At 61.5% G+C, this 18,170-nt stretch carries 22 protein-coding genes; 21 read left to right on the top strand and 1 reads right to left on the bottom strand.

What is annotated here, in order from left to right; translation table 11 throughout:
* Positions 1 to 16 precede the first annotated feature (16 nt).
* Genes crcB through chrA form a run of 5 tightly spaced genes read left to right on the top strand, consistent with a single transcriptional unit; the run spans position 17 to position 2,961 of the window.
* Positions 17 to 424, top strand: coding sequence for a fluoride efflux transporter CrcB (crcB, locus tag VFV96_03540; GenBank protein ID HEU5069469.1), 408 nt, complete (start codon positions 17 to 19; stop codon positions 422 to 424).
* Position 425: 1 nt separating this feature from the next.
* The gene (locus VFV96_03535) at positions 426 to 770 is read left to right on the top strand and encodes a DUF190 domain-containing protein (protein ID HEU5069468.1); all 345 of its coding nucleotides are present in this window, start codon (positions 426 to 428) and stop codon (positions 768 to 770) included.
* Between the two features lie 4 nt (positions 771 to 774).
* Positions 775 to 1,278 carry a DoxX family protein gene (locus VFV96_03530; GenBank protein ID HEU5069467.1) on the top strand — a complete coding sequence of 168 codons (504 nt, stop codon included), beginning with the start codon at positions 775 to 777 and terminating at the stop codon, positions 1,276 to 1,278.
* A 4-nt stretch (positions 1,279 to 1,282) separates the two neighbouring features.
* Positions 1,283 to 1,810 (top strand): hypothetical protein, encoded by a 528-nt coding sequence (locus VFV96_03525; protein ID HEU5069466.1) that lies wholly within the window; start codon positions 1,283 to 1,285, stop codon positions 1,808 to 1,810.
* Entirely contained in the window at positions 1,807 to 2,961 is a 1,155-nt protein-coding gene (gene chrA, locus VFV96_03520; GenBank protein HEU5069465.1) for a chromate efflux transporter, read from the top strand. Before VFV96_03525 ends, chrA begins: the two co-directional genes overlap by 4 nt.
* Positions 2,962 to 3,114: 153 nt before the next feature.
* Here the strand turns inward: chrA and VFV96_03515 are convergent, their stop codons facing one another.
* The gene (locus VFV96_03515) at positions 3,115 to 8,178 is read right to left on the bottom strand and encodes an immunoglobulin domain-containing protein (GenBank protein HEU5069464.1); all 5,064 of its coding nucleotides are present in this window, start codon (positions 8,176 to 8,178) and stop codon (positions 3,115 to 3,117) included.
* 132 nt (positions 8,179 to 8,310) lie between these two features.
* Here VFV96_03515 and VFV96_03510 point away from each other — a divergent pair, with 132 nt between their 5' ends.
* From VFV96_03510 to rplF, 16 genes are all read left to right on the top strand, one after another.
* The gene (locus VFV96_03510) at positions 8,311 to 9,633 is read left to right on the top strand and encodes a homoserine dehydrogenase (GenBank protein HEU5069463.1); all 1,323 of its coding nucleotides are present in this window, start codon (positions 8,311 to 8,313) and stop codon (positions 9,631 to 9,633) included.
* Between the two features lie 11 nt (positions 9,634 to 9,644).
* Positions 9,645 to 11,003 (top strand): threonine synthase, encoded by a 1,359-nt coding sequence (gene thrC / locus VFV96_03505; GenBank protein ID HEU5069462.1) that lies wholly within the window; start codon positions 9,645 to 9,647, stop codon positions 11,001 to 11,003.
* A gap of 110 nt (positions 11,004 to 11,113) precedes the next feature.
* Complete coding sequence (locus VFV96_03500) at positions 11,114 to 12,331, top strand: aspartate kinase (GenBank protein ID HEU5069461.1); 1,218 nt, start codon at positions 11,114 to 11,116, stop codon at positions 12,329 to 12,331.
* A gap of 243 nt (positions 12,332 to 12,574) precedes the next feature.
* The gene (rplB, locus tag VFV96_03495) at positions 12,575 to 13,429 is read left to right on the top strand and encodes a 50S ribosomal protein L2 (GenBank protein ID HEU5069460.1); all 855 of its coding nucleotides are present in this window, start codon (positions 12,575 to 12,577) and stop codon (positions 13,427 to 13,429) included.
* Positions 13,430 to 13,432: 3 nt separating this feature from the next.
* Positions 13,433 to 13,714 (top strand): 30S ribosomal protein S19, encoded by a 282-nt coding sequence (rpsS, locus tag VFV96_03490; GenBank protein ID HEU5069459.1) that lies wholly within the window; start codon positions 13,433 to 13,435, stop codon positions 13,712 to 13,714.
* 1 nt (position 13,715) lies between these two features.
* Positions 13,716 to 14,048 (top strand): 50S ribosomal protein L22, encoded by a 333-nt coding sequence (rplV, locus tag VFV96_03485; protein ID HEU5069458.1) that lies wholly within the window; start codon positions 13,716 to 13,718, stop codon positions 14,046 to 14,048.
* 4 nt (positions 14,049 to 14,052) lie between these two features.
* On the top strand, positions 14,053 to 14,721 hold the full coding sequence (gene rpsC / locus VFV96_03480) for a 30S ribosomal protein S3 (protein HEU5069457.1): 669 nt from the start codon (positions 14,053 to 14,055) through the stop codon (positions 14,719 to 14,721).
* Positions 14,722 to 14,738: 17 nt separating this feature from the next.
* A complete protein-coding gene (gene rplP / locus VFV96_03475; protein HEU5069456.1) occupies positions 14,739 to 15,158 on the top strand; it encodes a 50S ribosomal protein L16 in 420 nt (139 codons plus the stop codon).
* Between the two features lie 12 nt (positions 15,159 to 15,170).
* Positions 15,171 to 15,380, top strand: a complete 210-nt coding sequence (rpmC, locus tag VFV96_03470; GenBank protein ID HEU5069455.1) for a 50S ribosomal protein L29 — start codon at positions 15,171 to 15,173, stop codon at positions 15,378 to 15,380.
* Positions 15,381 to 15,383: 3 nt separating this feature from the next.
* Positions 15,384 to 15,692, top strand: a complete 309-nt coding sequence (rpsQ, locus tag VFV96_03465) for a 30S ribosomal protein S17 (protein HEU5069454.1) — start codon at positions 15,384 to 15,386, stop codon at positions 15,690 to 15,692.
* A 10-nt stretch (positions 15,693 to 15,702) separates the two neighbouring features.
* Positions 15,703 to 16,068 carry a 50S ribosomal protein L14 gene (rplN, locus tag VFV96_03460; GenBank protein ID HEU5069453.1) on the top strand — a complete coding sequence of 122 codons (366 nt, stop codon included), beginning with the start codon at positions 15,703 to 15,705 and terminating at the stop codon, positions 16,066 to 16,068.
* A 1-nt stretch (position 16,069) separates the two neighbouring features.
* Positions 16,070 to 16,342: a 50S ribosomal protein L24 gene (gene rplX, locus VFV96_03455; protein ID HEU5069452.1), complete on the top strand. Its 273-nt coding sequence runs from the start codon at positions 16,070 to 16,072 to the stop codon at positions 16,340 to 16,342.
* A 30-nt stretch (positions 16,343 to 16,372) separates the two neighbouring features.
* Positions 16,373 to 16,915, top strand: a complete 543-nt coding sequence (rplE, locus tag VFV96_03450; GenBank protein ID HEU5069451.1) for a 50S ribosomal protein L5 — start codon at positions 16,373 to 16,375, stop codon at positions 16,913 to 16,915.
* Positions 16,916 to 16,930: 15 nt separating this feature from the next.
* Positions 16,931 to 17,200 (top strand): 30S ribosomal protein S14, encoded by a 270-nt coding sequence (rpsN, locus tag VFV96_03445; protein HEU5069450.1) that lies wholly within the window; start codon positions 16,931 to 16,933, stop codon positions 17,198 to 17,200.
* 1 nt (position 17,201) lies between these two features.
* Entirely contained in the window at positions 17,202 to 17,597 is a 396-nt protein-coding gene (rpsH, locus tag VFV96_03440; protein HEU5069449.1) for a 30S ribosomal protein S8, read from the top strand.
* A gap of 11 nt (positions 17,598 to 17,608) precedes the next feature.
* Positions 17,609 to 18,145, top strand: coding sequence for a 50S ribosomal protein L6 (gene rplF / locus VFV96_03435; GenBank protein HEU5069448.1), 537 nt, complete (start codon positions 17,609 to 17,611; stop codon positions 18,143 to 18,145).
* The last annotated feature ends 25 nt before the right edge of the window (positions 18,146 to 18,170 follow it).

Raw genomic sequence — 18,170 nt, 5'->3', positions numbered from 1 at the left:
CGCTACTGCTGAACCCATGACGAATGCCGTCTATTTGTGGGTTGCCTTGGGCGGCGCGCTGGGCAGCGTCGGGCGTTACTGGCTGAACGGCATCGTGGCGCAACGCTTTGCCACCTTCCCGGCGGGCACGCTGACGGTGAACATTCTTGGCTCCTTCATCATCGGGGTCATTGGTGCGTTGACCAGTCCCGAAGCCCGGATGGCGCCCGAATCACGCGCCTTCGTCACGCAGTTTGTGATGATTGGGATCTGCGGCGGTTTTACGACATTTTCCTCGTTCAGCCTGCAAACTCTCAACCTGCTCCGCGACCGCGAATGGTTCTACGCCGGCGGCAACGTGCTGCTGTCCGTGGTGCTCTGCCTGGCCGGCACGTGGCTGGGTTATTTGTTCGGGGCGTGGCTCACGGCGATGAAAGGAAACTGACATGCAAATCCCAAGCGAAGCCGTTTTGCTCCGCATTTTCATTGGCGAAAGCGACAAGTGGGGACACCAGCCGCTTTATGAGGCCATCGTGCTCAAGGCCCGCGAGCTGCATCTTGCCGGTGCCACGGTCCTGCGTGGCCCGATGGGCTTCGGCAAGGCCAGCCGGGTGCACACCGCCAAAATCCTCCGGCTTTCGGCGGATCTGCCGCTGGTCATTGAAATCGTGGACGCCGGGGAAAAAATTCAAAGCTTCCTCCCGGAGCTGGAAAAAATGGTGGGCGGCGGCCTGATCACGCTGGAAAAGGTCACCGTGCTGCACTACCGCTCCGGACCGGACGCGGAATGAACGCATGAGCGCACTGACCCAGGTTGCGAAGACGCGGGCACCGGCATCGGTCGTGCTCATTCGGCTGCTGGTTGGCACGGTGTTCTTCGTTGAAGGCGTGCAGAAGTTTCTCTACCCGGCGGCGCTGGGGGCCGGGCGCTTCGCCAAAATCGGTCTGCCCTGGCCGGACGTTCTGGGGCCGTTTGTCGGTGGCGTGGAAACGGTGGGCGGCGCGCTGGTGCTGCTGGGCCTGCTCACGCGTCCGGCGGCGGTGCTGCTGGTTGTCGATATTTCAGTCGCCATTGTAACGACGAAGATTCCCATCCTGCTGGGCCACAGCTTCGGCGGTCTGACGCTCGCATCACTGCCGCGCTACGGCTTCCTCAGCCTGATGCACGAGGCACGCACGGATTTTTCCATGTGGTTGGGCGGGCTTTACCTGATTCTTGTCGGCGCCGGCCGCTGGTCGGTGGATGCCTGGCTGGCCGGTCGCGCCGGTGCGTCGGCGAAACATTCCGGAAATTCGTAAACTCATGAAAATCATCCCTGGTCTCACGATGTTGGTGGCGGTTGGGTTGCTGAACGGCTGTGCCAGTTCCCCGCGAGAACCGATGGGCAACCTGCAGCATCCGCTGGACATGGCGTCATTTTATCTGCCCAACGCCGAAGCCGCGCGGGTGGTGACCGTGACGACGAACGGCGTGTCGCGCGCCAGCATCGTGGTGCAGACGCAGGCGGTGGCCGTGAAGGAGAACGCAGCCAAGGAAAGCCTCGAAAAATTCGGGGAAGTCTATGCCTTTTCGCCGGCCTTTTTCGCGGTGCAGCGGGACGAGCCGACGCAAATCCGCTTCTGGAATCTCCAGCCCGACGACAATCACGACTTCATGCTGATTGATCCGCACGGCAAGGTGCTGTTGAGTCAGTTGCTGCCGCCGTTGAAGGAAACCTCCTACATCTTCACCTTCCACGAGGAAGGGCTGTTCAACCTCGTGTGCGCCATGCATCAGCCGGCCATGAGCGCGCAGGTGCTGGTGCTGCCGCCGGCGGCTGCCCTCCCGTGAGCGAGGCGGCAGATCGCGATCGCGCCGGCCGGTTGGGCGAACTGGCGCGGTTGTTTCTGAAACTGGGCACCACCGCGTTTGGCGGACCGGCGGCGCATATCGCCATGATGGAGGATGAGGTGGTGCGCCGGCGGGCCTGGCTGACGCACGCAGAATTTCTCGATCTCCTGGGCGCCACGAATCTCATTCCCGGTCCGAACTCAACCGAACTGGCCATCCACATCGGGCACCGGCGCGCCGGCTGGCCGGGACTCCTCGTGGCGGGCGTCTGTTTCATTTTGCCGGCGGCGCTGATGGTCAGCCTGATTGCCTGGGCTTACGTGCAGTTCGGCCGGTTGCCGGAAGCCGGGGGACTCCTTTATGGGGTCAAACCCGTCATCATCGTGATTGTGTTGCAGGCGTTGTGGCGGCTGGGGCGGACCGCGGTGAAAACGAAGCTGCTCGCCGTGGTGGGGCTCGCCGCGGCGATTCTCAATTTTTGCGGCGCCAACGAACTCATCGTGCTCTTTGGAGCCGGCGCGCTGGTGGCGCTGGCGCGGCCATGGCCGCGGAAGCTGTCCCGCGCTGGCGCGGCGCCCTGGCTGGCGCTGGCCTGGCCGGCTTCCGCCGGTGGGACGGCGGCCAGTTCAGCCGCCTTCGGGCTCGGGTCAATGTTCTGCTTCTTCCTCAAGGTGGGCTCCGTGCTGTTCGGCAGCGGTTATGTGTTGCTCGCCTTTTTGCGGGCGGATTTGGTGGACCGCTGGCATTGGCTCACCGACAGCCAGTTGCTTGATGCCATCGCCGTGGGACAGATCACCCCGGGGCCGGTGTTCACGACGGCGACCTTCATTGGGTGGGTGCTTGCGGGTGCGCCCGGCGCGGCGGTGGCCACGGTGGGAATTTTTCTGCCCGCGTTTTTCTTCGTGGCGGTCAGCGGGCCGTTCGTGCCGCGGTTGCGGCGTTCGCCCGGCGCCGGACATTTTCTCGACGGCCTGAACGTGGCATCGCTGGCGTTGATGGCGGTGGTCACATGGCACCTGGGCCGGTCCTCACTGGTGGACGGCCCAACTGTCCTTTTGAGTGCCGTCAGCCTGACGATTTTATCGTTTCAGCGGATCAATCCCACATGGCTCGTCCTCGGCGGCGCGGTGGTGGGGCTGATTCTACACTGAGACGTTCAGCCGATGGTCTGAGCGCTGTTTTGATGCGCCCGGCTGAAGGTGGTTTCGGGTTGGGGAGCCGGCCTCGGATTGCATGGTCCCGGCGCCTGCCGCGCCGGGCAGCAAAGAGAGCCGCAGCACCGCCAACATCCCCGATTAGATCGGTTATTCCTCTTCGATCCGGTAAAACTTCACCGGGACGTTTGTCGTGCTGGGATCGGCGAGCAGCAGGGAGCCCAGCACGGGCGGGTTGGTGAGAATCGGCTGCCAATCGGTCAGATTCGTTGACGTGAACAAGATGATGTTGCCGTGTCCGGAAAGCCCACTCAAAGAAAGTGCGAAGGCACCGTTCGTGGTGAAGCCCGAGGAAGCGGACGCAATCCGGGGCGTGGAGCGTATCACCGTCAAGTGTGCCGTAGGGGTGGTCAGGCTGCCCAACGCGTTGCTGACCACGCAACGATAGTCCCCGCTGGCGGTGAGCGGCGTATTGGTGAGGATCAGGAGATTGTTGGTTGCCCCCGGGATGTTTCCCTGGTTGAACTGCCATTGGTGAAAAAGGGGTTTGGCGCCCACAACCCCCGACGCGAAAACGGTCGTGGCGCCCGAGAGCACGGCGCGATCGTGCAGGCGACTGGCCAGAAACGGCGTGCCGTCGTTGAGCACAACGAGGGCTTGATTCGGACTGGCCGCGATGGCCACGGCATTTTGCAGACTGCCGGTGATGGCGGGCAGGTTGTAATGGAAGGTCGAACTTTGGATTATCGTTCCGTCGTAGGTCAGCAGGACAACGTAATCCGTGGAGGGGTCGTTGCCGGTGGCGCTTAGGGCGGCGATGTTCTCCCAATTGTTGAAGGCGGCAAAACCCCAGCCGCTCACGCTTGCATCCTGAAACAGTCCCCAGCCCCGGCTGCCGCTGAGGGCCACACCGACGACGTTGCTGATCCCGGCTTGGGGCACGCCCTGGCCGTAGGGGTTCTGACCCCAGACAACAACTTTGCCGTCCAGCTTGACCGCCGCGCCGTTGAAATTGCCGGCGGCAATCGCCACGACGTTGCTCAAGCCCGGGGGAATGTTCAACTGACCGTAGTTGTTCTGTCCCCAGCCCACGACCGTTCCATCGTCCTTCAAGGCAAGATTGTAACTCGAAGCGCCGGCAATGGCCCTGACGCCGCTCAAGCCGGGTGGAACCATCGTCTGCCCATAAGTGTTGTCGCCCCACGCGACCACCGTGCCGTCCGCCTTCAAGGCAACGTTGTGGGACGAGCCGGCGGCAATGGCGACAACGTCGGCCAGACCCGTCGGAATATTGGTTTGCCCAAAGGTGTTGTTGCCCCACGCCGTCACGGTGCCGTCGTCCCGCAGGGCCAGTGAATGTCCCGTTCCGGCGGCGATGGCAATGAGGTTGGTGAGATCGGCCGGGGTGGGCCGCGTGTTTAGAGGAGTCGGCAGAAAATCCAGCACAACCATCCGGGCCAGGTTCAGGTGCGCATTTGAGGTGGTGACGCTGCCGAATTCATTGGAGACAACGACCCGGTAGTCGCCGACATTGGCCGGTTGCAGGCCGGTCAGCACCAGCGACGCGTTGGTGGCGTCAGCAATCGCATTGCTGTTGAACAACCACTGGTAGCGGAGCGGGTTTGAGCCTTTGACGCCCACGGAGAAGGTGGTCGTGTTGTTGAACGTGGTGAGGCGGTCCGCGGGCTGGGCGGTGAGGACCGGGCCGGAGGACGACACGGAGAGCAGGGCGTTGGTGCTGGTGGCTCCGCTGTAATCGTTGCTCACCACCACGGAATAATTGCCGATGTTGTTGGACTGAACATTGACGAGCGTGAGCGTGGCATTGGTGGCATTCGCAAGGCTGGCTCCTTCAAACTGCCATTGGTAACGCAGCGGCGGGGTGCCCGTGGCGGCAACGCCAAACGTTACCGCGTTGCCCGCCATGGCGGTGAAGTTGCTGGGCTGGGCCGTCAAGGCCACGGGAACCCAGCCCGGCGTGATCTCGACTTCGTCCACCCAACCGCGATCCGTGGCGCTCCCGAATGTGCCGCGGGTCAGGTTCCATTGCAGGGTTTGCGGGCCGGGACCGATCAAAAAGGATTGCGGCTGCCAATCCACGTCGCCGGCGATGGTTGCCTGGCCGACGCCGTTGACCAGGAAACTCAGGCCGCTCCAGAAACTGTCGCAGGATACCTTCCACCAGAACGTGACGGTTGCAGGACCGTTGACGACGCCCGTGAGCACGGACGACTGACTGTTTGTCGCCAGCGCGCCGCTTTGACCAGCCAGCACGCCGTCATGCGTCACGTTGGTTTGAGGAAACCAGGGCGCGTTGGTGTCGGTGCTCCACGTGATGCCGGTTCCGCCCAAGGCGGAGACCAAGTCAGGCAGTTCGTAAACGAACAGGCAGGCATTGGAACTGACTGTTTCGGCGATCACGTTGCTGGCCGACAAGGAGTAATCCGCCGCGTCTGTCAGTTGCACGTCTGCAAGCATCAGCAAGGTGTTCGTGGCGCCCGGCAGATCAACGCCGTTCCGGCGCCATTGGTAGGTGATGGGCTGGGTGCCTTGGGCCGTGCCACTAAACAGCACCGCGCCGCCCACCAGCATCTGCTGGGCGATTGGCTGGGTCAACAGAACGGGCGCGGCTGGCGTAACGACGAGCGAAAAGTTGGTGCTCGATTGTCCACCGTAGTCATTACTGACGGTTACGCGGTAGGTGCCGGTGGCGCCGGCCTGAATGTCATGGAGGGCCAGCGAAGCTCCGGTGGCACCGGGCAGATTGGTGCCGTTGAAACTCCATTGGTAGCTCAAGGGCGGAGTGCCCGCGGCGCCCACGCTGAAAATCGCATTGGTTCCGGCGGGCAATGTTTTGCTGGCGGGCTGTGCCGTGAGCGTCACGGGCGTGGCTCCGGGTGTGAACGTGACCGCGTCCAGATAGCCATACCCCGAGCCGAACGGGGTGAAGGACAGGGAGGCAATCCAGGTCAGAACGTGCGAGCCCGCGGAGAGATAATACGTCCGCGGCTGCCACGTTGAACTCATCTGAACAAAACCCTGTTGGAGACCGTCGAGTTCGAAATTCAAGTTGGCGTAAACCGGCGCCTGCCACGCGAAACTCAACGTGCCGGGGCCGACGACCGTTGTCTGCAAGAAGCCTTGCTGCGTGGGCGTCAGCGGACCGCACAGGCCGACGCCGGGATTGGCGTAGGCCGGCGAAAATGCGGGCTTCCAAAGCACGTCGCCAAAGGTGTTCCAAGTCAGGTTTGTGGCGTTCAGCGCCTCCGGCAGCGTGAGGACGTCGAGGTAGGCGTTCGAACTCGTGATGCTGCCGTTGAGGTTGCTGGCCACGACCGAGTAGGAGCCCTCGTTGACCAGTTGCACGTTGACGAGGGTCAGCGTGGCGTTGGTCTCATTCGGGAGATTCGCGCCGTTGAATTGCCATTGATAGCTGCTGCCCCAAGGGCTGGTGGCCAAAGCCGAAAAGGTCGCATTGGTTCCGGCGAGGGTGACGTAATTGGTCGGCTGGATGACGAAGTAGGGCCGGGACGAAAGAATCGTCAATGCGACCGGTGTGCTGGTGATGGCGCCCAGATCGTTGGTGACCACCAGTTGGTAGGTTCCCGTGTCGCCGAGTTGCGCGCTGGCCAGACTCAGGGTGGCGTTCGTTGCTCCTTCAACGGCTGTTACGCCGCGGAGCCATTGATAGTGCAGCGGTGCGAGCCCGCAGGCGGCCGCGCTCAGGTAGGCGGGATTGTTTTCATAGCCGAGATGATCCAATGGCCGGCGCACAAAGTGAGGCGAATTGTCCGTGAGCAGACCTAGGCTGTGAAACTGGCCGGCAGCAATTCCCGCCACCGTCGGCAGGCTGGCGGGCACCGTTGCCTGTTGATGATTGTCCAGCCCCCAGGCCACCGTTGTGCCGTCATTTTGGAGGGCGAGCGCATGGGCGCCGCCGGCCGCGATGGCAATGACGTTGCTCAGTCCGGCGGGCACCGTGCTTTGCCCGTAGTCGTTGGCGCCCCACGCGACGACGGTGCCGTCCACCGTCAAGGCGAGGCTGTTGGAGGCTCCGGCCGCAATCGCCACCACATCGCTCAAATCCGCCGGCACGTTGGTTTGCCCGCTGGTGTTGAGTCCCCAGGCGACCACTTGGCCGTCGGCTTTCAAGGCCAGGCTGTGACCGTAGCCGGCGGCCACCGCCACGACGTTGCTCAAGCCCGGCGGGACATTCGTCTGGCCATACGCATTTAATCCCCAGGCAAACACGGTGGTGTTGCTGCGAACGGCGACGTTGTGCAACCAGCCGGCTGCAATGGCGGCGACGTTCGTCATGGCGGCGGTGATTTGCGTCAGGCTGTAGGCCGTGTAACCCCAGGCCGCCAGCGTGCCGTTGCTGCGCAGAACCAGGTTGTGTTCCCAGCCGGCGGCAATGGCGGCCACGTTGGTCGCGGGAATGAAGTTGTTGATCTGGCCGACGTTGTTGTAGCCCCACGCTGCCACCCGGCCATTGGGCAGCAACGCGAGGCTGTGCCAGCCGCCGGCCGCCACGGCCAGCAGGTTGCTCAGGCCGTTGGGCGGGAAGCTCTGCCCGTAGTTGGTCAGGGTGACGACGCTGGCCGCGCCGGCGCCCCAGGCAGCCAATTCCGCGACGTTCAACGGCGCCGGTGTGGTAAGCCGGGTGCCGTAGGCGTTGGACGCCAGCAGCACATAACTGCCACCGTCGCTGAATTGCACGTTGGGCAGGGCCAGGGCCGCGTTCGTCGCGCCCGGCAAATCGACCCCGTTCAAACGCCACTGAAGCGTCAGCGGTGTGCTGCCAACATAACCCGCGGAGAGCAGCGCGGCAGATCCCGGCCACGTTGACATGCCTTGCGGCTGTGACCAGAAAATCGGCGCGGCGTTGTTCACCACCAAATTCGCGACGCCGCTGTTGGTGGCGCCGAAATCGTTCGACACCGTCACGAAATACGGCCCGGCATTGGCCGATTGCACATTGGTCAAAAGCAACGTGGCATTTGTCTCATCCGGGATGGCGTTGCTGTTGAAATACCATTGATAGAGCAGGGGAGCCGTCCCGTCGGCGGTTACGCTGAATGCGATGTTTGTGCCGGCGGGCGCGACGCGGCCGACGGGACCGCTGATGATGCTGGGCGCCACGCCGCCCCGGGCTGACAAAGCGAAATTGATCAGGGCGAGACAGGCGATGAGGCCAGGACGTGAAAAGTTCATGGTCGATCTGGGGGGTGCTCCTTTCTGAAAAAATGGCAATGCAGTCGCGGCGGGCCAAGGCTTTTTTTGAACTTATTCCGGTTCCAAAATTGCATTGTCCGTGCGGGCGCTTCCCGGCACTCTCCGCGCCCTATGCAGCAGGTGAACATTGGCATGATCGGGGGCGGAACGGTGGGCAGCGGCGTTTTCCATCACTGGCAAAACAACGGCGCCCTGATGGCCGCGCGCCTGGGTGTCCAGGTTGCCATTACCAAGGTCGCCGTGAAGTCGTTGACCGAGCCGCGGCCCTACGACATCCCGCGCTCCCTGCTAACCACGGATTGGAAGGAAGTCGTCAACGATCCGAACATTCATGCGGTCATCGAACTCGTCGGCGGCACCGGCATTGCGAAGGAAATCGTCCTGACGGCGCTGAAGCAGGGCAAGCCGGTCATCACCGCCAACAAGGCGCTGATCTCCGCGCACGGCGAGGAATTGTTCGCTGCGGCGAAAGCGAACCGGACGAATCTCTACTACGAGGCGAGCGTGGCGGGTGGCATTCCCATCATCAAGACCATCCGCGAAGCCCTCGTGGGCAACCGCTTCACGCACATCTACGGCATCGTCAACGGCACCTGCAATTACATCCTGACACGCATGAAGCAGGAGGGCGCGGAGTTTGCCGACGTGCTGGCGGACGCGCAACGGCAGGGCTACGCGGAGACGCCGCCAGACCTGGACATTGACGGTTTCGACGCCGAGCACAAGACCGGCATTCTCGCGTCGCTGGCGCACGGTTTCTGGGTGCGGCCGCAGCAGATTCACGTGGAAGGCATCCGGCACATCTCGAAACTCGACATGCAATTCGCGCAGCAGCTCGGCTACACCATCAAGCTGCTCGGCATCGTGAAGTCGCTGGAAGCCGGCGAACGCAGAGCCAAAGGCGCCAAACAGATTCAGGTTTCGGTTTACCCGACGCTCATTCCCAATGCCCACGTGCTCGCGAACGTGAATGGCGTGTTCAATGCCGTGTTTGTTCGCGGCGACGCCGTGGGCGACACGCTGTATTACGGTCGCGGCGCGGGCAAGGATGCGACCGCCAGCGCCGTGTTGAGCGATCTGGCGGATGCGGCCCTCGACCTGGTGCACGGCACGTTGCGCGTGCCGCCGTTCGCATCCTACGAGCGCAAGGGCACGGTGGCGCCCATCGGTGACGTGGTGTCGCGCTATTATCTGCGTTTGAGCGTCGTCGATCAGCCGGGCGTCATTGCGAAGATTTCAACCATCCTGGGCGCGGCAAAGATTGGCATTGCGTCGGTCATTCAGCCGGAAGGTCACGTGGGCGAAGTGGTGCCGCTGATTCTGATGATTCATGACGCGCCCAACGCCGCGATGCAAAAGGCCCTGACGAAAATCGCGAAGCTGCCCGTGGTGAAGGCGAAACCGGTGATGCTGCGGGTGGAAAGTTTTGACTAATTGCGCGGTTCATGGCTGCCATTCTTCTTCACAGCACGAACGGCCGGTCCCCGGCGGTTGATTTGCGCACGGCGCTGCTGCAAGGGCAGGCGCCGGACAAGGGATTATATCTGCCAGATGCCTTCCCGCCGTTCACGCCGGCCGAGATGGCCGCGTTCGGCACGATGCCCTATCACGAAATCGCCTTCCGCGTGCTGGGCAAATACACCGAAGACGTGCTGCCCGCGCACGTGCTCGAAAAGCTCTGCCAGGACGCCTACGACTTTGAAGTGCCGCTGGAGCGGGTGCGCGGGCTGGACCGCGTGGCGGTGATGCGGCTGGACCAGGGGCCGACGGCCTCATTCAAGGATTTTGCCGCGCGCATGATGGCCCGGCTCATCGGCCGCTTCGTGCGTGAAGCCGGACAGCAATTGACGATTCTCGTCGCGACGAGTGGCGACACCGGCTCCGCCGTGGCCAGTGCGTTTCACGGCGTGGAAGGCATTCGTGTCATCGTGTTGTTTCCCATCGCCGAAGTCAGCGACCGTCAGCGCAAGCAGATGACCACGCTGCGCGGCAACATCCGCAGCATTGCGGTGGACGGAAAGTTTGACGATTGCCAGGCGCTGGTGAAGCGCGCCTTTGCCGATCCGGCGTTGCAGCACATTCCGCTGTCGTCAGCCAACTCCATCAACATCGGCCGCCTGCTGCCGCAGAGTGTTTATTACTTCTACGCGGCATCACGGCTGGCCAAACCGGGCGAGCCGATCGTGATCTGTGTGCCCAGCGGGAACTTCGGGAACATGATGGGCGCGGTCATCGCGGGCCGGATGGGATTGCCGGTCAAAAAGCTCGTGGTGCCGGTGAATGGCAATGACGAGTTCCCGCGTTTCCTCGGCACCGGTGGCTATGCGAAGATCGAGCCGTCGCGCAATTGCCTTTCAAACGCGATGAACGTCGGGCACCCGAGCAACCTGGCGCGGCTGGTTGCGGTTTACGGCGGGCAGATGGATGAAACGGGCACCATCCTCCGGGCACCCAGCCTAGAAGCCATGCGGTGTGATTTGTATTCCAGTTCCGTTTCCGATGAACAGACGCGCGCCACCCTCAAGCTGGCGTGGGAGAAGCATCAACTTTTGTTGGAGCCACACGGGGCGGTGGGCTGGCATGGGTTTGGGGATTACCTGGCCACGGAACCGCTGGCCGGTGCGCCGGCAGTGGTCCTGGAGACCGCGCATCCCGCGAAGTTTCCCGCCGAGATCGAAAAGGTGCTGGGCTTTACGCCCGAAGTCCCACCGTCGTTGGCGGCTTTGGAGGTGTTGCCTGAGGACTTCGACCGCATGACGACAGACTACGACGCGTTTCGTGATTACCTGGCTGCCGCCCATTGAAAAGCGGGCCTGCTGATGGTGCGCTTAAGCGTTTATTCTGCGCCATTTCCCCGCTTTGCAAACCGGGTCAAACCCCCTATTTTGCGCGTCCGCCAAAGGGCGGGCACAACATGGCACTGATTGTTCAGAAATACGGTGGCACCTCGGTGGGCAACCCCGACCGCATTAAAAATGTCGCGGCCCGGGTGGCCAAATACCACGCCAAAGGCGACCAGGTGGTGGTGGTCGTTTCCGCGATGAGCGGAGTGACCGACAACCTCATCAAGCTGGCCAAGGAAATCATGCCGCTGCCCGCGGAACGCGAGATGGACGTGCTGCTCGCGACCGGGGAACAGACCACCATCGCGCTGACCGCCATCGCGTTGCATGCCTTGGGCGTCAAGGCGGTTTCGCTCACCGGCGCCCAAGCGGGCATCGTTACGGACGGGGTGCACACCAAGGCCAAGATTCACAACATCACCCCGCAAAGAATTCACGAGCACTTGCAGGCCGGCAGCGTGGTCATTGTGGCTGGCTTCCAGGGGCAGACGCCCGAAGGTCAGATCACCACGTTGGGCCGCGGTGGTTCCGACCTTTCGGCGATTGCGCTCGCCGCGGCGCTCAAGGCCGATCTCTGCCAGATTTACACGGACGTGGACGGCGTTTACACGGCCGATCCGCGCATCGTGCCCACGGCGAAAAAATTGCCCGAAGTGTCCTACGACGAAATGCTCGAGCTCGCGAGCCTGGGGGCCAAGGTGATGCAATCCCGCTCGGTCGAGTTCGCCAAGAAATTTGGCGTCGTCTTTGAAGTGCGCTCCAGCTTGAACGAAAACCCCGGAACGATTGTGAAAGAAGAAACGAAATCCATGGAAGGCGTCGTTGTGCGCGGCGTCTCGCTCGACAAGAACCAGGCCAAGGTCACGCTCATCGGCATTCCCGACAAGCCGGGCATGGCGGCGCGCGTGTTCAAGGCGCTCGGCGACGCGACGGTGAACGTGGACATGATCGTGCAAAACATCAGCCACGGCACGGGCAGCCCGTCCACCGACATTTCCTTCACCATGGACAAGCCTGACCTGCTCAAGGCGAAAAAAGTCATCGACGCGTTGAAGGCTGAGCTCAGCATCCGCGAAGTGATGGCCAACGAAAGCATCGGCAAGCTGTCCATTGTGGGCGTGGGCATGAAGAGCCACACGGGCGTGGCGGGCAAGATGTTCGACGTGTTGGCGCAGGAAGGCGTCAACATCGACATGATTTCCACCAGTGAAATCAAGATCTCGGTGGTGATTGATCTTGCGAAGGGCGAACAGGCCATGCGCGCAGTGCACACGGCTTTTATTGGCTGACCTTCCGGTTGCGCGGGCCGGCCGGTGTGTGGCAGAGCTGGGATTTGAACGGTTTCCGCGCCCAACCAAAAATCTGTAAAAAACCACTTGCCATCAAAAAGCAGATTGATATTGTCTGCGCTCCGTTTCGCCCAAAAGGCCAAACCGGACAGCATTACATCGGAACCGATAACTGATCGCCTCACCGGCGCAGGAATGATGGCTCCGCTAGCTCCAAGCTGACTTGGGTTTTGTTGACGACTTATGCCAGTTAAAACTTTTAGACCGCTGACGCCGTCGCTGCGATACAAGACTGTCGCGGACTTCAGCGATATTACCAAGACGACTCCGGAGAAGAGCTTGGTTGTGATCCGCAAGAAGACCGGCGGACGCAACTGCTATGGCCGTGTGACTGCCCGTGGTATTGGTGGCGGTCACAAGCAAAAGCTCCGCATCGTGGATTTCAAACGGAAGAAGCACGGTGTGGAAGCCACGGTGTCCGCGATTGAATACGATCCGACGCGTTCCGCCCGGCTGGCCCTTTTGGAATACAAGGATGGGGAAAAGGCCTACATGTTGGCGCCCGTTGGCATCCAAGTGGGGCAGAAAGTCATGAGTGGTCCGGCGGCGGCCCCGGAAGTGGGCAACGCGCTCCCGCTCAAGGCGATCCCGGTGGGTGTCGCGATTCACAATCTTGAACTCGTCCCGGGCAAGGGTGCCCAAATGGTCCGCTCGGCCGGCGGGGCGGCGACCTTGATGTCGCGCGACAGTGGTTACGCCCAAGTGCGCCTGCCTTCCGGCGAAATCCGTCGTATTCACGAAGAGTGCTACGCAACGATCGGGCAGGTGGGCAATACCGAGCATGAAAACGTCGTCCTCGGCAAGGCGGGGCGCGCGCGTCATCTCGGTTACCGTGGCATCACGCGCGGTGTGGCGCGGAACCCGGTCGATCACCCGAATGGTGGTGGTGCAGGCAAATCAAAATCCGGTGGCGGCTGGCAGCAATTGACCTCCCCGTGGGGTTTGCTGGCCAAGGGTTATCGCACCCGGAACAAGAAGAAAATTTCCAATCGGTTCATTCTGGTCCGTCGTGACGGCCGGCCGATGAAACTCAAGTAAACTATGGGTCGTTCGATTAAAAAAGGTCCCTTTGTTGACGGGCACTTGATGGATAAAATCGTCAAGGCGAAGGAGACGAAGTCCAAGGCGCCCATCAAGACGTGGTCGCGGCGCTCGATGATCACCCCCGAGTTCGTGGGGCTGACGTTCAATGTGCACAACGGCAAGGTGTTCAACCCGGTGTTTGTCACGGAAAACATGGTGGGCCACCGGCTGGGCGAATTCTCGCTGACCCGCACGTTCAAGAAACACGGCGCTCACACGGCGAAGGCGGAGGCCAAGTAGCATGGAAGTCCAAGCCATTACCAAGAACGTCAACACCAGCGCGCAGAAGATGCGCGAGGTGGTGCGGCAAATCCAGGGGCTGCCGGCGCTGCAGGCCGCCGCGGTGCTTTCCTTCATGCCCGGCAAACGCGCCGGCATTGTGGCCAAGACGCTGAAGAGCGCCATCGCCAATGCGGAAAACAACAACAGCCTCAAGCCTGAGGTGCTCCGCATCAAGGTGGCCACAGCCGGCACGGCGTCCACCTACAAACGGTTTCAGCCCAAGGCTCGCGGGTCCGCGGGTCCGATTCTGAAGCGTCACTGCCATGTTAAGATCATTCTGACAGACGAGTAAGCGTATGGGTCAAAAGACAAATCCAATCGGCCTCCGCGTTGCCGTCACCAAAGACTGGCGTTCCAAGTGGTATGCCAACAAGAAGGACTTCTCCGCGCTGGTTGTCGAAGACAACCGCATCCGCAGCTTCCTCAAGAAGAAGCTCGAAGGCGCCGCCGTGCCGCGCATTCTGATCGAACGCGCCGCCAGCCGCTGCCGCGTGACCATTCAAACCGCCCGCCCTGGCGTCGTCATCGGCCGCAAAGGGGCTGAAATTGACAAGCTCAAGGAAGAATTGAGCAAAATGACGGGCAAGGAAATTTACGTGGACATCGTGGAGATCAAGAGCCCCGATCTCGACGCCCAGTTGGTGGCCGAAAACATCGCGCTTCAGTTGGAGCGTCGCGTCTCTTTCCGCCGGGCCATGAAGAAGGCGCTGCAGGTGGCCAAGGATTTGGGGGCGCAGGGCATCAAGGTTCGTTGTGCCGGCCGGTTGGGCGGCGCGGAACTGGCTCGCGTTGAATCCTACCATTGGGGCCGCGTGCCGCTCCATACGTTGCGCGCGGAAATTGATTACGGCTTTGCCGAGGCGAAGACGGTTTACGGCAAGCTGGGGGTCAAGTGCTGGATTTGCAAAGGCGACCGCAAGCCGGTGAAGGCGGAGACTGCTAAAACCGAAACGGCTGCGGCCTAACCGAGGAGAGATGTGATATGGCATTGATGCCCGAGAGAGTTAAGTATCGCAAAATGCAGCGTGGCAGCCGCACCGGCCTGGCCACGAGCGGGAATACCGTGGCATTCGGCGAATACGGTTTGATGGCGCTCGAGCGCGCGTGGATCGACACCAAGCAGCTGGAAGCCTGCCGTGTGGCCATTGCCCGCCATATGAAGCGGCATGGCAAGATGTGGATTCGCGTGTTTCCGCAAAAGTCCTTCACCAAGAAGCCGCTGGAAGTTCGTATGGGCACCGGCAAGGGTCCGTTGGAGTCCTGGGTGGCCGTGGTGCGTCCCGCGAACATTTTGTTTGAAGTGGACGGGGTGCCGGAAGTCATTGCCCGCGAAGCGATGCGTCTGGCGGCGACCAAGCTGCCGATCGCAACCAAATTCGTTTCGCGTCACCAGCATTCATAACGCGCTACTGACATGAAATTTTCGGAGATTAAAGATTCGACGCTGACGGAACTCGCGGCCAAAGGCCGGGATTTGCGTCAGGAACTGTTCAACCTGCGCCTGCAGCAGGCGAGCGCCCAGCTGGAAAAGCCGGCGCGCCTGCGTCAGTTGCGCCGTGACATTGCGCGCGTGGAAACCCGCATGTCGCAACTCCGCAACGAGCAAACCAAGAAGGCAGCTTAAGGTATGGCCGATACGAACACGACAGCAGCGACAACCGGCGAACCGCGCGGCAAGCGCAAGGAACGCGTGGGCGAGGTGGTCTCGAACAAAATGACCCGCACCATTGTGGTGCAGGTTCTGCGGCGTCATCCGCACCCGCAGTTCAAAAAGGTCATCAGCACCTACAACAAGTTTTACGCGCACGACGAAAAACAGGAAGCCCGCATTGGCGACCGGGTGCGCATCGTGGAAACCCGCCCGCTCTCCAAGCTGAAGCGCTGGCGGCTGGTGGAAGTTGTGGAACGCGCCCCGGAAGTGAATCCGGCCGCCTAAGAAAGAAGCCATGTTACAAGTCCGCTCTCATCTCGATGTGGCCGACAATACGGGCGCCAAGGTCGCCTGGGCGATCGGCGTGCTGGGCCGCAACCAGCGCTACGCCCGGGTTGGCGATGTCATCAAGGTGCACATCAAGGAAGCTGCGCCGGACGGCCAGGTCAAAAAGGGCGAGGTGCACGACGCCGTGGTCGTGCGCACCCGGGAGGCGATCCGTCGTGACGATGGCTCCTGCCTGCGGTTTGACTCGAACGCCTGCGTCATCATTGACAAGGAGCTGAATCCGAAGGGCACCCGCATCTTTGGTCCCGTGGCCCGCGAGCTGCGCGACAAGAAGTTCATGAAGATCATTTCACTCGCGCCGGAGGTTGTCTGATATGTCGAAACAGCACGTGAAAAAGGGCAGTGAGGTCGTGGTCATCAGTGGCGCCGACAAGGGCAAGCGCGGCAAGATCATTGCCGTCTATCCCAAGCAGCAGCGCGTGATCGTGGAAGGCGCCCACATGATCAAGAAGCACCAGCGCAAGAGCCAGCAAAACCCCAACGGCGCCATCGTCGAGCGCGAGGGGACGATTCACATTTCGAATGTGATGCTGGCGGAGAAATTTGACGCCCGCGCCCAGAAGCGCGGCGCCCAGGCGACCGCCTGAACGCTCCGGCCATAACCGGACCAAAGCGAAATGAAAGCCCGACTCCATCAAAAATACGTCAGTGAAGTGATTCCCGCGCTCAAGGAGCGCCGGAAATATGCGAACGTCCATCAGATTCCGCGCATCGAAAAGATCGTCGTGAACATGGGGATTCGTTCGGATTTGGAAAAAGCCGCTTTGGACGACGCGGCCAAGGATCTGGCGGCCATCACCGGTCGCAAGCCGGCGATCAGCAAATCGCGCCACAGCATTGCCAACTTCAAGCTCCGCAAGGGCATGCCCATCGGCTGCCGCGTGACGCTCCGCAAGGACGCGATGTATGAGTTCTTTGACCGGCTGGTGGCGGCGACGCTTCCCCGGATTCGTGACTTCCGTGGCCTTTCGCCGCGCAAATTTGATGGCCGCGGCAACTACACGTTCGGCGTGCCGGACCAGACGATCTTTCCGGAGATCGAACTGGACAAGGTGAAGCGCAATCAGGGCATGGACATCACCATCGTGACCAGCGCCCCCACGGACGCAGAGGCGCTCGAGTTGTTGAAGTTGATGGGATTCCCGTTTGCCGAAAAGTAACCGCACGAATTTTATATGGCCAAGAAATCATGGATTGAGCGCAACAAGCGCAAGGCCGCGACGGTGAAGAAATACGCCGCCCTGCGGGCCGAGCTGAAGGCCAAGCACGATTACGCCGGTCTGGCGAAGCTGCCGCGCGATGCCAGCCCCACGCGGCTGGTCAATCGCTGTGCGATCAGCGGGCGTCGTCACGGCTACATCCGCAAGTTCGGGGTGTCCCGTCTGACGTTCCGTGAGGCCGCCCTGAACGGGTTGATTCCGGGAGTGACCAAAGCAAGCTGGTAAGATTATGAACGATTCGATTTCTGACATGCTGACGCGGATCCGCAACGCGGGCCGCGCATTGCAGCCGGCTGTGGAGATGCCGCACTCCAAGATGAAGGAGAGCATTGCCAAAGTCCTCAAGCAGGAGGGTTACGTTTCCACCGTGGAGGTGGAAAACGCCGACAAGATTCAGAAGAAGATCAAGGTCCAGCTCAAGTATCAGGGCAAGAAGACCGTCATGGAAGGCCTGCGGCGCGTGAGCTCGCCCGGCCGCCGGGTTTATGTCGGCGCCCAGGACATTCCGCGCGTGCGCGGCGGCTTGGGTGTGGCGATTCTGTCCACCTCCGAAGGGGTGATGAGCGGGACGGAGGCCCGCAAGAAGAATTTGGGCGGAGAACTGCTCTGCTTCGTCTGGTAAGGATTTGAGTTATGTCGCGTATCGGTAAACAACCCATTGCCCTTCCGCCGAAGGTCAAGATTGAGATCAAAGGCCGCAAGGTTCTGGTTGAGGGCCCCAAGGGCAAGCTCAACATGGACCTGCCGCCTCGCACCACCGCAAAAGTGGCCGATGGCAAGGTCGAGGTCGCCCGCGAAGGTGATGACTCACAGGCCAGGGCCATGCACGGTCTGGGCCGGGCACTGATCAACAACATGGTCAAGGGCGTGAGCGACGGCTTCATGAAGAAGCTCGAGATTCAAGGCGTCGGTTTCAAGGCCGCCGTCCAAGGCAAGACGGTCACCATGAATCTCGGTTATTCGCACCCCATCAATTATCCGATTCCGGATCAGGTCAAGGTGACCGTGGAAGAAAACACCAAGATCACGATTGAAGGGCCGGACCGGCAGGTTGTCGGTCAGGTGGCCGCGGAATTACGCGGTTTCTATCCGCCGGAGCCCTACAAGGGCAAGGGCGTCCGTTACGCCAACGAACGCGTCGAGCGCAAGGAAGGCAAGACGGTTCAGTAACAGTGAATCAACGGTCACGGCCAGC

It is taken from the genome of Verrucomicrobiia bacterium, assembly GCA_035765895.1.
In the GTDB taxonomy this organism is placed as follows: domain Bacteria; phylum Verrucomicrobiota; class Verrucomicrobiia; order Limisphaerales; family DSYF01; genus DSYF01.
This window is presented reverse-complemented; position numbering and strand designations above follow the sequence as displayed.

Bases quoted from the DNA above. Each gene is read 5' to 3' on its own strand.
- crcB (HEU5069469.1), top strand. From the start codon at position 17: ATGACGAATGCCGTCTATTTGTGGGTTGCCTTGGGCGGCGCGCTGGGC.
- VFV96_03535 (HEU5069468.1), top strand. From the start codon at position 426: ATGCAAATCCCAAGCGAAGCCGTTTTGCTCCGCATTTTCATTGGCGAA.
- VFV96_03530 (HEU5069467.1), top strand. From the start codon at position 775: ATGAGCGCACTGACCCAGGTTGCGAAGACGCGGGCACCGGCATCGGTC.
- VFV96_03525 (HEU5069466.1), top strand. From the start codon at position 1,283: ATGAAAATCATCCCTGGTCTCACGATGTTGGTGGCGGTTGGGTTGCTG.
- VFV96_03515 (HEU5069464.1), bottom strand. From the start codon at position 8,178: ATGAACTTTTCACGTCCTGGCCTCATCGCCTGTCTCGCCCTGATCAAT.
- VFV96_03510 (HEU5069463.1), top strand. From the start codon at position 8,311: ATGCAGCAGGTGAACATTGGCATGATCGGGGGCGGAACGGTGGGCAGC.
- thrC (HEU5069462.1), top strand. From the start codon at position 9,645: ATGGCTGCCATTCTTCTTCACAGCACGAACGGCCGGTCCCCGGCGGTT.
- VFV96_03500 (HEU5069461.1), top strand. From the start codon at position 11,114: ATGGCACTGATTGTTCAGAAATACGGTGGCACCTCGGTGGGCAACCCC.
- rplB (HEU5069460.1), top strand. From the start codon at position 12,575: ATGCCAGTTAAAACTTTTAGACCGCTGACGCCGTCGCTGCGATACAAG.
- rpsS (HEU5069459.1), top strand. From the start codon at position 13,433: ATGGGTCGTTCGATTAAAAAAGGTCCCTTTGTTGACGGGCACTTGATG.
- rplV (HEU5069458.1), top strand. From the start codon at position 13,716: ATGGAAGTCCAAGCCATTACCAAGAACGTCAACACCAGCGCGCAGAAG.
- rpsC (HEU5069457.1), top strand. From the start codon at position 14,053: ATGGGTCAAAAGACAAATCCAATCGGCCTCCGCGTTGCCGTCACCAAA.
- rplP (HEU5069456.1), top strand. From the start codon at position 14,739: ATGGCATTGATGCCCGAGAGAGTTAAGTATCGCAAAATGCAGCGTGGC.
- rpmC (HEU5069455.1), top strand. From the start codon at position 15,171: ATGAAATTTTCGGAGATTAAAGATTCGACGCTGACGGAACTCGCGGCC.
- rpsQ (HEU5069454.1), top strand. From the start codon at position 15,384: ATGGCCGATACGAACACGACAGCAGCGACAACCGGCGAACCGCGCGGC.
- rplN (HEU5069453.1), top strand. From the start codon at position 15,703: ATGTTACAAGTCCGCTCTCATCTCGATGTGGCCGACAATACGGGCGCC.
- rplX (HEU5069452.1), top strand. From the start codon at position 16,070: ATGTCGAAACAGCACGTGAAAAAGGGCAGTGAGGTCGTGGTCATCAGT.
- rplE (HEU5069451.1), top strand. From the start codon at position 16,373: ATGAAAGCCCGACTCCATCAAAAATACGTCAGTGAAGTGATTCCCGCG.
- rpsN (HEU5069450.1), top strand. From the start codon at position 16,931: ATGGCCAAGAAATCATGGATTGAGCGCAACAAGCGCAAGGCCGCGACG.
- rplF (HEU5069448.1), top strand. From the start codon at position 17,609: ATGTCGCGTATCGGTAAACAACCCATTGCCCTTCCGCCGAAGGTCAAG.